Origin of the sequence: Prevotella micans F0438 (assembly GCF_000243035.1) — a bacterium.
Classification (GTDB): domain Bacteria; phylum Bacteroidota; class Bacteroidia; order Bacteroidales; family Bacteroidaceae; genus Prevotella; species Prevotella micans.
This window is the reverse complement of sequence record NZ_JH594521.1, coordinates 693990-706840: the sequence shown is the minus strand read 5'-3', so window position 1 is coordinate 706840 and position 12851 is coordinate 693990. Positions and strand designations below refer to the sequence as shown.

General features: G+C 47.6%; 11 protein-coding genes. 8 read left to right on the top strand and 3 right to left on the bottom strand.

From position 1 onward, the window contains the following. Positions 1-11: 11 nt before the first annotated feature. On the bottom strand, positions 12-806 hold the full coding sequence (locus HMPREF9140_RS02925) for an energy transducer TonB (protein WP_018571923.1): 795 nt from the start codon (positions 804-806) through the stop codon (positions 12-14). Between the two features lie 136 nt (positions 807-942). On the opposite strand from HMPREF9140_RS02925, the gene porQ reads away from it, so the two are divergent. From porQ to HMPREF9140_RS02885, 8 genes are all read left to right on the top strand, one after another. Then, positions 943-1887 carry a type IX secretion system protein PorQ gene (porQ, locus tag HMPREF9140_RS02920; RefSeq protein ID WP_006951648.1) on the top strand — a complete coding sequence of 315 codons (945 nt, stop codon included), beginning with the start codon at positions 943-945 and terminating at the stop codon, positions 1885-1887. 10 nt (positions 1888-1897) lie between these two features. Further along, entirely contained in the window at positions 1898-2602 is a 705-nt protein-coding gene (gene cmk / locus HMPREF9140_RS02915) for a (d)CMP kinase (RefSeq protein WP_006951647.1), read from the top strand. A 221-nt stretch (positions 2603-2823) separates the two neighbouring features. Beyond that, positions 2824-3096, top strand: coding sequence for a hypothetical protein (locus HMPREF9140_RS02910; RefSeq protein ID WP_006951646.1), 273 nt, complete (start codon positions 2824-2826; stop codon positions 3094-3096). A 7-nt stretch (positions 3097-3103) separates the two neighbouring features. Further along, a complete protein-coding gene (locus tag HMPREF9140_RS02905) occupies positions 3104-3661 on the top strand; it encodes a 1-acyl-sn-glycerol-3-phosphate acyltransferase (protein WP_006951645.1) in 558 nt (185 codons plus the stop codon). After that, complete coding sequence (locus tag HMPREF9140_RS02900) at positions 3661-6252, top strand: golvesin C-terminal-like domain-containing protein (protein ID WP_006951644.1); 2592 nt, start codon at positions 3661-3663, stop codon at positions 6250-6252. The genes HMPREF9140_RS02905 and HMPREF9140_RS02900 overlap by 1 nt, the downstream gene beginning before the upstream one ends. Before the next feature lie 12 nt (positions 6253-6264). Then, positions 6265-6564, top strand: coding sequence for a hypothetical protein (locus tag HMPREF9140_RS02895; RefSeq protein WP_006951643.1), 300 nt, complete (start codon positions 6265-6267; stop codon positions 6562-6564). A 78-nt stretch (positions 6565-6642) separates the two neighbouring features. Continuing rightward, complete coding sequence (locus tag HMPREF9140_RS02890) at positions 6643-8505, top strand: YgiQ family radical SAM protein (protein ID WP_006951641.1); 1863 nt, start codon at positions 6643-6645, stop codon at positions 8503-8505. A gap of 8 nt (positions 8506-8513) precedes the next feature. Then, positions 8514-8894, top strand: a complete 381-nt coding sequence (locus HMPREF9140_RS02885) for an L-rhamnose mutarotase (protein WP_006951639.1) — start codon at positions 8514-8516, stop codon at positions 8892-8894. Between the two features lie 30 nt (positions 8895-8924). Here the strand turns inward: HMPREF9140_RS02885 and HMPREF9140_RS02880 are convergent, their stop codons facing one another. Both HMPREF9140_RS02880 and HMPREF9140_RS02875 read right to left on the bottom strand, forming a co-directional pair. Continuing rightward, positions 8925-10193, bottom strand: a complete 1269-nt coding sequence (locus tag HMPREF9140_RS02880) for a DNA recombination protein RmuC (protein WP_006951637.1) — start codon at positions 10191-10193, stop codon at positions 8925-8927. Between the two features lie 5 nt (positions 10194-10198). Then, complete coding sequence (locus HMPREF9140_RS02875) at positions 10199-12676, bottom strand: bifunctional UDP-N-acetylmuramoyl-tripeptide:D-alanyl-D-alanine ligase/alanine racemase (RefSeq protein WP_006951635.1); 2478 nt, start codon at positions 12674-12676, stop codon at positions 10199-10201. Between the last annotated feature and the right edge of the window lie 175 nt (positions 12677-12851).

Below are 12851 nucleotides of genomic sequence, written 5' to 3'. Positions count from 1 at the left end.
CTTAAATCGATTTAGAGTTTAAATACTATCGGGATTTCTACAAGCGACCGGCACGGTTTATTCTTACTAATTCCCGGTTTCCAGCGGCCCATCGTGGTGAGCACTCGTAGAGCTTCTTGCTCCATGAATGGGTTGGCTGATTGCTTAATTTTTATGTCACTCACCGAGCCATCGATATTCACAATGAATGTAACACTCACCTTTCCTTCTTTTCCTGCTGTTTTTGCAGCGTCCGGATATTTGAGGTTCTTCGTGAGCCATTTCATGAATTCCACCCATCCGCCAGGCGGTGTGGGTGTATCTGAAAGGATTCTCTTGCTCACCTTATCATCATATCGTTCGATGGTTTCGTCGGATTTGTCATCGGTCATTTTGTTTTTAATCTCTTTATCCTCTTCTTTCACTTTCGATTCCTCGGGTAGTTCGGTTGCCTGGGTACTCACCACAGGCACGTCGTTCATCTGCGGAGCAGCGGTTTTCTTGTCGTTCGAATCCATATTCCCAGCTGTTTTAGGCGTCACTCTAGGCGGATTTTCTTTCCGTTTCAAATTCAGTAGGTCGTCTATCGTCGGTTTCCGGTCGTCTTTCTTCTGCGCCATATCCTGCTGGTCTATCGCCGGAAGCATATCGAGATTCTGAACTACAAGATTCTTTAGCAGGTCAACCTTTTCATCATTGTCGACGCTGTCCGTGTCGGAATATTCCATAGCGACAAAGAAAAATGACAGCGCAATTATCAGTCCTAAAATAAAACCGATCCAACGCTTGTTCTCGAGATTCGCTTTGTTTGATTTTTTTATTTCCAAGACTTAAAAATGAGGGAGAAAAATGAAGGGAAAAACAAGTAGCTCGAAGCCTTTGATAGAGCCGCCTTTTTCACATCGCAAAAGTAAGAAGAACTTAGGGAAAAGTGTATCTTTGCCCCTAAAATAAAGCGTTTAGATGAAAAAGACAATCCTTGTTTTTCTTCTTGCAATGTCATCTTTTCTGGCATTTGCACAAGAAAGTCAAACCGAATATAACTTCCTCAAAATTCCACTCAGCGCCCACGCAGCAGCATTGGGAGGCGAGAATATTTCAATCATAGAAAATGACCCCTCGCTCATATTTTCAAATCCTGCTCTAGCAGCATCGGTCAGCGACCTAACCATCGGCCTCAATTACATGAATTACATGAAAGGAGCTAATTATATGGGAGCATCTTTCGTCAAAGTCGCAGCCGAAAAAACTACTATCGCCTTCGCAGCACAATACATGAACTACGGAAAGATGAAAGAATATGACGCCAATAAAACAGAAATTGGAACTTTCTCCGCCAGTGAAATGGCCATCGAAGCCATTCTGGCCTACGAGCTTGCCAACAATCTCGTGGGAGGCATAACCGGAAAATTCATCTCCTCTAACATAGGGCAATACAACAGTCTCGCAGTAGGCGTAGACCTCGGCCTCAACTACTTCAATCCCCAAAAAGAATGGTCGCTCTCCATCGTAGCCAAGAATCTAGGTGGACAAATAAAAGCCTACGAAGAAGATTTCGGTCGAATGCCTTTCGACCTACAGCTTGGTGTGAGCAAAACTTTCGAAGCACTGCCAGTTAGAGCCTCGGCTACACTCGTCGATATGACGCACTACAATTATCGCTTCGCCAACCATATCTGCCTCGGTGCTGACCTCCTGCTTTCGTCAAATATATGGCTCGGTATCGGTTATAACTTCCGCAAAGCCGACGAAATGAAAATTGGAACCGGTGACAATCAAAGCGCACACGGAGCCGGCCTCAGTTTAGGAGCCGGTATTAATCTCGAACGATTCAAACTCAACTTGGCCTACGGAAAATATCACGCCTCGACAAGCTCCATCATTGTAAATCTTGCCTACTCACTTTAGAAATATCAGCATGAAAAAAATAATTATTGCAATTGACGGATTATCGTCATGCGGCAAAAGCACCATGGCCAAAAATCTCGCGAAGGAAATAAGCTACCTATACGTAGACACCGGTGCAATGTATAGAGCCGTAACATTATATGCCCTACGCCACAATCTCTTCAATCACGACGGCAGTGTGAATATCGACGCTCTTGAACGCCACATTAATCATATCAACATCACTTTGCACCTGAATAAGTCAACCGGTCAACCCGAAACCTATCTCAATGGTCAAAATGTTGAGCACGAAATTCGTAGTATGGAAGTATCCGAGCACGTCTGTTTGATAGCCGCAATTTCCGCCGTTCGACATGCCCTAGTTTCGCAACAGAAAGCCATGGGAAAAGAAAAAGGTATCGTTATGGATGGACGCGACATCGGAACTGCCGTATTTCCCCAAGCCGAACTAAAGATATTCGTAACCGCCTCTCCCGCCATCCGAGCTCAACGTAGATATGACGAGCTCAAATCCAAAGGAATACAAGCCGACTATAATACTATTCTAAAGAACATTGAAGAGCGCGACTATCTAGACTCACATCGCCAGCTCTCTCCCCTTCGCAAAGCCACCTCTGCAATAGAGCTCGACAATAGCCAGCTCACTATGGAGGAACAGCAGAACTGGCTTTTGGACCAATTCAACAAAACTATCCACTCACTTTATCGAGATTAGTCACTCTCTGCTCTTTATCTCCTGAATTATCCATCCCCGAAACAAAAAGCTACGTAAAAACGGTTTTCGCCGACCCAAACTCACAAAAAGCTTTACTTTAAACGCTTAAAAACCGTACACGAGGGTTTTAACTCTTTTTTCTGGCACCTAAATTTGCCCATTAGCTTTTTTCCTTATCTTTGGCTGGCAAAAAATCCAATAATTTTAATTTGAAGACAACTATGAGCAACAAAAGAAAATTAAAGCGCACTATCAATTACATTTGTAGCGACCTCTTCGCCGAAGCTCTGGCAACATCACTCTATGGCGACATAAACAACAAGGAAAGCATAGAGCAAGTACTCTCTTCAATTCTCATCATTCACAATAACTATATCAGTCGGGTGTCTCACGTAGAACCGGGTATGCCCCCAAAAAAGTATTTTTCCGACCTCATCACCAGTTTTAACAAAGAGGTCATCGAAACCATCGACCAAATCAATAACATCAGTTAGGGGGACGATGCTGAAGAAACTATCTCAATGGATTCTTTACAGACTAATGGGATGGCACAAAGCCATCACTGTCGATTTTCCCGAAAAATGCATCATATGTCTTGCCCCGCACACAAGTAATTGGGATCTCCTAATAGGCCAATTATATTCGCATGCCGAGGGACTGAAAAGCAATTTCCTAATGAAAAAGGAATGGTTTTTCTGGCCTTTGGGTGCATTGTTTAGAAGCATGGGAGGAATTCCCGTGTGGCGCTCAAAGCAAACAAGCCTGACCGATATTCTTGCCGAGCACGCCACGAAAGCTAGCTCTTTCCAACTGTGTATAACACCCGAGGGAACACGTTCGCCCAATCCCGATTGGAAAAAAGGCTTCTATTTCATCGCCCTGAAAGCAAAATTACCAATACTACTCTACGGAGTAGACTATGAACAAAAACTAATTTGTTGCACTAAGGCGATTCTCCCAACTGGAAACATCAACGAGGATATGAGAGAGATTAAACTGTATTTTAAAGATTTCAAAGGCAAACGACCTGAACTATTCACCGTAGGAAATATTGATTAATGAAAAAATTCACACTTACTACCCTGATATTTCTCTTAGCAGGCAGAATCTGCGCACAAAACACCACGACATGGGGAAAAACCGAACATAAAGGAAAACCATGGGTTGAAAATACATCTCGTCCGAATAAAATCACCAACGGACTACAAGGACGACACTTTTCAATCTGGGCCTCGCACGGCCGATATTTCGACAACGCTAAATGTATCTGGAAATGGCAGCGCCCGATTCTTTTCGGAACAACCGAAGACCTTTTCACCCCAACCATCGTTGTACCATACCTAATGCCTATGCTCGAAAACGCCGGAGCCATTGTTTTCAGTCCTCGCGAACGCGATTGGCAGGCAAACGAAGTCATAGTCGACAATGACACGCCATTATCATCGTATGCCGAGAACAACGCAAAGAAAAAATGGAAATCTACTGAAGAGCCTGGATTCGCTTTTCATAAAGGCACCTATGCCGACGGCGAGAATCCCTTTACAGCCGGTACCTCCAGGCAAATTAAGACCAGAAAGAAAGACACCAAGCTCAGTTCCATAGTATATAAGCCCAACTTCCCAGAAGAGGGACGATATGCTGTTTACGTGAGCTATCAAACTATGAAAAAGAGCACTGAAGAAGCCCAATACATTGTTCGCCACAAAGGTTCGCAAACAATTTTCCACGTGAACCAGCAAATGGGCGGCGGAACATGGGTTTATCTCGGAACATTCGACTTCGACAAAGGGCAGAACCAGCGAAACTGTGTTATCCTAACCAATCACAGTACAAAGAAAGGAATCGTCACAGCCGACGCCGTGCGCTTCGGAGGCGGAATGGGAAACATTCAGCGAGGCTCTCAAACCAGCCAGCTTCCTCGAGCACTCGAAGGAGCCCGCTACTACGCCCAATGGGCCGGTGCACCACGCGAAATTGTAAGCAAAAGCGGCGGCAGTAACGACTATACCGACGACATAAACGTACGCTCACTAATGACCAACTGGCTTGCTGGCGGCTCATGTTATCTGCCAGATCACCAAGGCAAAAACGTGCCCATAGAACTCACCCTAGCCATCCACAGCGATGCCGGCGTGAAGGCCGACGGCTCCGTTGTGGGAACACTCGGAATATGCACCACGCAACAAGGCGAACCAACACTAGGCACCGGATTATCCCGCCAAGCATCCCGAACCCTCGCCGAAGCACTCGTTCAGGGGGTGAAAAAAGACATCGAAGCAACCTTCGGGGTAAATTGGAACACACGCTCTGTACGCGACCAAAACTACAGTGAAACCAGGCTCCCCGCACAGCCGTCAGCCATTCTGGAAGTACTTTCCCACCAGAATTTCCCAGACATGCGCCTCGCTCAAGACCCCAACTTCAGATTCATCCTAGCCCGCTCAATCTACAAAACAATTTTGCGCTATACCGCAGCCATGCATGGCACAACAAGCATAGTTCAACCCCTAGCACCCAGAAACTTTAGCGCTGAAATAATTGCCCCCGGAAAAGTACGCCTAAGCTGGGACCCTACCCCAGACGCAACCGAACCATCAGCCACCCCAACATCCTACAACGTCTACATTGCCGCAGGAAAAGCCGGATTCAACAACGGCCAGAATATAACCACAACAAACCTCGAAATTCCTATCACCCCCGGCATTTCATACTCCTTCCGCATCACAGCCTGCAACGCAGGTGGCGAAAGTTTCCCAACCGAAACACTCGCCGCATGCTCACAGCCAGGCGCAACCGAAACAATCCTTGTAGTCAACGGATTCGACCGATTATCCTCACCCGCGATCATCAACACCAATATCGAACAAGGATTCGATATCGAAACCGACCCCGGAATAACGCTCGGTCCGACCCTTGGATGGAGTGGCCGCCAGAGCAATTTCGACAAACAGCAAATGGGCAAAGAAGGCCAAGGTAGTCTAGGATACGGCGGCGAAGAACTCACCGGAACCCTCGTAGCCGGAAATAATCTCAACTACGTCCCAGTGCACGTTGAAGCCATCCAAACCCTACAGAAATATAACATTGCGAGCACATCCGGCAAAACCATCGAAGCAGGGAAAATAAACCTCAAAAAATACGCCCTCATCGACCTGGCCCTAGGTCTCGAGAAAGACGACGGGCACAGCCTCTACCTCTACAAAACCATCGCCCCCGAAACCCGCCGCCAACTCACAGAATACCTCTATCAAGGCGGAAAACTCCTCATATCCGGAGCCTATCTCGCAACCGACATGAAAACACCCGAAGAAGAACAATGGCTAGCACAAACCCTCAAAATAAAAGCAGCCGGAATCAACGCCGACAATAACAGCCCACAAATCACCGGCCTAGGAATGCAATTCAACATCCACCGAACAATAAACTCCGAGCACTACGGCGCCTACAATCCCAATATAATCCAACCCGCCGACACACTCGCAACCAACATAAACCCCATCATGACCTATGCCGACGGCTCCACCGCAGCCCTAGCATGGAACAACGCCCCACAAGCCGCCATCATCCTCGCCTTCCCATGGGAATGCATAACCTCTCCACAACAGCGGAACCGAATAATGCGCGGCCTCATAACCCATCTAATGAAATAAAAAAGCAAACACATGTATAAAATCCAAGCCAACCAAAAAGGTACACGAACCATAGAAGTAAGCCCGCAACACCTAGCTACAATCGAAAAATATTCACTCCTCTCGAACCTCGTAGACTCCAACGGAATCATAGACGAAGACATACTCCTAAAGCTCAAACTCAACATTCGCAGTATGCTCGAAACCGAAGTCGGCGCCGACAAAGAACTACTCAACCTCTGCCTCGACATCATCTACCACCCCAACATGAAAGCACTCGGTCTCCAAAATCTCGTCAGCCTATATAACGACTGGCATAAAACCCACAGATAATCCGCACACCAAACGAAAAAAATCAGGAATGATCACAATCAATCCGCACGCCACCCCAAAAGCAACACAAAGTCCGACATGGAAAAAAGCAACACACAACAAGCACACCAACTCACCGACTTTCTCCCAACAACAAAAAAAGAAGTACAACTACGCGGATGGAACCAGCTCGATATAATCCTCTTCTCGGCCGACGCCTACATAGACCACCCATCATTCGGAGTAGCCGTAATCGGACGAACACTCGAAGCAGCAGGCTACAAAGTAGCCATCGTTCCACAACCCGACTGGCACGGCGACTACCGAGACTTCAAAAAACTAGGACAACCACGACTCTATTTCGGAATAGCACCAGGATGTATGGACTCAATGGTGAACAAATACACAGCCAACAAACGACTCCGCTCACAAGATGCCTACTCGCCCGACGGACGACACGACCTCCGACCCGAATACCCCACTATTATATATACACAAATCCTCAAACAACTCTACCCCGAAACACCCGTCATCCTCGGCGGAATCGAAGCCTCCCTCAGACGCCTCACACATTACGACTACTGGAAAAATACACTCCGAAAAAGTATCCTCTGCGACTCCGGAGCCGACATGATAATCTACGGAATGGGCGAAAAACCCGTCATAGCCCTAGCCCGAGAACTCGAAACCGGACAACCCATCAGCAACATAAAAAACCTGCCACAAACCGTCTACCTATGTCCCAAAAACCAAATACCAGGCGGAATAACCGCCAACGACATAATACTCCACCCACACCACGACTGCCTGCGCAATCCCAAACACCAATCCGAAAACTTTCGCCACATCGAAGAAGAATCAAACAAAATGCACGCCCAAAGAATCCTCCAAGAAGTCAACGGCCTCTACACCGTAGTAAACCCACCCTATCCCACCATGACCACACAAGAACTCGACGCATCATTCGACCTTCCCTACACTCGCCAACCCCACCCAAAATACCGCGGAAAAACCATCCCAGCCTACGAAATGATAAAATACAGCGTCAACATACACCGCGGATGCTTCGGCGGATGCGCCTTCTGCACCATCTCGGCCCACCAAGGCAAATTCATCAGTAGTCGCTCAAAAGAAAACATACTGAGAGAAGTCAGAAAAATAATAGCAATGCCCAACTTCAAAGGCTATCTCTCCGACCTCGGCGGTCCATCGGCCAATATGTACAGTATGGCCGGTCGCAACCTCAAAGCCTGTGAACACTGTAAACGCCCAAGCTGCATCCACCCCGAAATATGCCCAAACCTAAATACCAACCACACACCACTACTAGAAATCTATAAAGCCGTCGACGCCCTACCCGGAATCAAGAAAAGCTTCATCGGCTCCGGTGTACGCTATGACCTCCTGCTCCACCAAAGCAAAGACGAAACAAGCAATCAAGCCGCCCGAGAATACACACGCGAACTAATCCGCAACCACGTGAGCGGCCGACTCAAAATCGCACCCGAACACACCTCCGACCGAGTGCTGCAACTAATGCGTAAACCAACCTTCAAACAATTCTATCAATTCAAGAAAATCTTCGACAGAATAAACAAACAAGAAAATCTGAACCAACAAATCATACCCTACTTCATCTCCTCCCACCCCGGCTGCAAGGAAGAAGACATGGCCCAACTAGCCATCATCACCAAAAACCTAGACTTCCACCTCGAACAAGTACAAGATTTCACCCCAACGCCAATGACTGTCGCCACCGAGACATGGTACACCGGCTACGACCCTTACACACTCCAACCCGTCTACTCGGCCAAGACACCAGCCCAGAAACTGGCCCAACGACAATTCTTCTTCTGGTATAAACCCAGAGAACGAAAAAATATCGAACGCGAACTCCGCCGAATCGGTCGCCCCGACCTCATCCCACAACTCTACGACAACAAGCAAACCCGCAAAAAATAAAACACAACATGATACAAGGAAACAATACAAAATCTCACAGCGTCCCAGTGAAAAGATATTGCCAGACAATGACGCTCAAAAACGACTCCGAACTAATCAGCAAATACAAAAAAGCCCACAGTCCGGAGCATTTCTGGAAAGAAATAGGCCAAGGCATCCGCTCTGTAGGCATCCTCGAAATGGAAATCTATCTCTCCGGCAACCAGCTCTTCATGATTGTCGAAACACCCCTAGATTTCGACTGGGATTCAGCCATGGCAAAACTCGCCACCCTTCCCCGCCAACAGGAGTGGGAAGCCTTCGTCGCCGCCTTCCAACAGTGCAAAGCAACCGACACTTCAAACGACAAATGGAAAATGATGGAGCGCATTTTCCACATATACGATTAAAACCATAGAATTACGCACTCCATCCTACACTTATAATTCTTCGGGGATTTGTTTTTTAGGAGTTATTCCGAGTGATTTCATTCCGTCGAGACGGCGCACAATGTTACCCTTACCCTCGCTAAGCTGGTTACGAGCCTTGTCGAAATCCTGCTGAATGCGCTGTATGCCGTTGCCGAGCTTGAGAAAAGTTTCACCAAAAGAAACGAACTTATCGTAAAGGTCGTTCGACTGACGGAGAATCTCTTCCACGTTTTTATTCATCCTAAAGTTTTGCCACATGGTGTGCGTAAGCTGCAGAGCCATGAGCAGATTGCTCGGACTGAGAAGAATGATGTGCTTTCTATAGGCATATTGCAGAATGCCTGGATCGGCTTTAAGAGCAGCGGAGTAGCCGCTTTCGTATGGCACGAACATAAGCACGTAGCCGATGCAACCGGGGACAAGTTTCTCATAGTTCTTGGCCGACAGTTCATCGATGTGCCTGCGCATGGAAAGAGAATGCTCGTGCAAAAGGCGGTTGCGTTCCTTTTCGTCGTCAACCGTGAGAGCGACTTGATAGGCAGTGAGCGAAACCTTTGAATCAATAACGGCCTTTTCGTCGTTAGGAAACATTATCACCGCATCAGGACGGAAATTGTTTCCGTCTTCGTCTTTGTAATTTTCCTGAAGGAAATATTGCTGGTCTTTAATGAGTCCGCAATCTTCAAGTGTTTTTTCTAGAATCATTTCGCCCCAATCGCCTTGCATTTTCGAGTCGCCTTTGAGAGCTTTTGTGAGCGACGCGGCATCATTACCGATGCGTTCAGTTTGTTCGCGCAATTCTTTCACGGTACGTTGCTGTTCTTCGCGCATGGCTTTCACGGTGTTTTCCTGTTCGGCGTGGAGGCGCTTCATTGCCTCTTCGAAAGCGGTTTTTATTTCGGTCTTATTCGACGCATTTTCCTTACTATTATTCGTCACGTTTTGGTTGAAAGCCTCAAGCCGTTCTTTGAGCGGAGCCAAAAGATTGTCAAGCCGTTCCTTATCGACAGAATTCAGTCGGTCGCGACTTTCGTCGAGCAGCTTGGTCGTCATGTTCCGCACTTCTTCCTGCATCAGACGTTTATCTGCCTCCATCTGTTTGGTTAGTTCGACTCGCAATTCTTCACTGTGCTTACGCTCTGTTTGAAGTTGATTTTCAGCTACAGCCAGTCGGGAGTTAGCTTCTGAAAGCGTTTGGATATTTTTGTTTCGCATGAGCAGGAACACGAATATTGCGCCCAATACTGCTCCGAGGATGATGTAGGTTATTATAGCCATATTATTTAATCTTGGAAATACATTCGTTTCACGCGGTTACTGATTGTTGTGAGAACCTCATAGGGTATCGTTCCGAGCACGTCGCTAAGCACGGTGACTGGCAGATTGTCGCCGAAGATTTCAACGCTATCGCCCTCCTTACAGGGTATTCCAGTAACGTCAATCATAGCCACGTCCATGCATATGTTGCCTACATAGGTCGCCGGCCTACCGTTTACCAGGCAATAACAGTTACGGTTACCCAGGTGACGATTCAATCCGTCGGCATATCCAATCGGAATAGCTGCAACGACGCTGTCGCGTTCGATTGTTCCGCGCCGCGAATATCCTACGGTTTGTCCGGCCTTCACTTCTCGGAGTTGCAGGATTGTTGTGCGCAACGTGGCGACATTGTTTATTATAGAGTTCGTGCGCGGGTTTATACCGTAGAGTCCCAGGCCGAGCCTACACATGTCAAGTTGCCGCTCAGGAAAGTGCTCTATGCCGGCCGAGTTATCCATGTGGCGCAAAATTCGATGCGAAAAAGCATTGCAAAGCATATCGCTACCCATCTTGAAAAGTCTGAATTGCTCGTCGGAAAATGTATCGAAGTTGTCGCTGTCCGCCCCAGCGAAATGTGAAAACACTGACCGCGGGATTATTGCATTTTGTCCTTTCAGACAGCCAATCAATTCAGGCATATCTCTCTCTGGGTTGAATCCCAACCGGTGCATTCCCGTGTCGAGTTTTATATGAACCGGATAGCCCGTTATGCCTTCGTGTTGCGCGGCCTTTACGAGCGCGTGGAGCAGGCGGAAACTGTAGACTTCGGGTTCGAGTTCATAGTCGAACAGCGTTTTAAACGAGCTCATTTCCGGGTTCATAATCACTATATTGCTCGTGATTCCGTTCTTGCGCAGTGTCACGCCCTCGTCGGCCACGGCCACGGCCAGATAGTCAACCCGATGTTCCTGCAAAGTTTTGGCAATCTCTACTGCGCCGGCGCCATATCCGTCGGCCTTTATCATGCAAACCAGTTTTGTTTCGGGGCGAAGAAACGAGCGATAGAAATTCAGATTTGCCACTACGGCGGTGAGATTAACTTCCAAAACCGTTTCGTGAACCTTGCGCACAAGTAAATCTGTGAGCCTCTCAAAACCAAACACCCGTGCACCTTTCAGAAGTATAACCTCATCGTGCAATTTTGCGAACGCCTTGCTACCAATAAAATCGGACACCGACGGGAAGAAGACTCTCTCCCCCACTCTTCTGAACTTTTCCTTATTCGCACACAGTTTCGGCCCGATACCGATAAACTTCTCCACGCCGCGTTGTTCGCAGAGTTCGGCCACAGACTCATAGAGTTGTTCTTCGGCCTGGCCGCTTTGAAGAATGTCGCTCAACACAAGTGTACGCCGCCGGCCGGCATGGTCGGGACGCCGATTCATGAAGTCGAGTGCAATATCGAGCGAATTGAAATCGGAGTTATATGAATCGTTGATTAGCGTGCATCCGTTCCGCCCCTCGATAACCTCGAGTCGCATAGCCACAGGCTCGAGCGTAGACATTTTTTCTTTCAACATGTCGACCGTGACCCCCATCCATAAGGCGGCCGAAGCGCAGGCAAACGAGTCGATGATGCTGGCCTCGTCGATGAACGGCAAAACATAACTTCCGCTCGTAGTGCCACGCCAAACAAAGTTGATACAGGTTGAATCGTCGCTCTTTTCAATTGATTCAACCCAAAAGGCCGCGTGTCGGTCGGTGAGCGACCAGTCCACTCGTTCACTTTCGCTATCGACCATACATTTCCGAACTATCGGGTCGTCGAAAGGATATATCACCGCCTTCGCACCACGAAAAAGTTCGAGTTTCTCCTTACATTTCGCTTCCATAGTCGAAAAATTCTCCTGATGAGCGTCGCCCAAACCGGTGAATATTCCAACCGTGGGGCGAATAATTCTCTGCAAGGCTACCATCTCGCCGGGTTGACTTATGCCTGCCTCGAAAATTCCAACCTCGGAATTGTTGCCGAGCAGCCAAACCGACAGCGGAACTCCAACCTGGGAATTATAGCTGCGGGGCGACCGTGTGACCGTGTATTTCGACACCAACAACTCGCTCAACCATTCTTTCACAACTGTTTTTCCATTCGACCCCGTGATTCCTACGACCGGAATATTGAACATTTCTCGATGTCGCTCGGCCAAAAGCTGAAGGGCTTGCAGGGAATTATCGACCAGGAGGAAATTAGCCAGTCGATAATTCTCTTCGTTATCGGTCGGTACTTTTTCCACAACGAAATTCCTAACTCCTCTATCATAAAGTTCCTTTATATAAAGGTGACCGTCGCTCCGTGCCGAACGCAGAGCAAAAAAGAGTGTTTCTTCGGGAAAACACAGCGAGCGACTGTCAGTGAGCAAAAAGGCAATAACATTGTCATGGCCCTTCCCCACTCGCTTGGCGCCAATGAGCTGCGCCACTTTGTCTATAGAATAAATCATCGTAGTTTCATTTTCATTATTTCTCCAATCGTTGGAAAAGCCTTCCTCCCAGCCTGTCGAGAAACCGTGGCAAAGGTAGTTAAAAGCCCATATCATCTCGCCCTCGAGCGGTTATATAGGAATTCTGATAACTCATCCGAAGCCTCGGATGAACAACTTCTTCTCGGATAGTGCT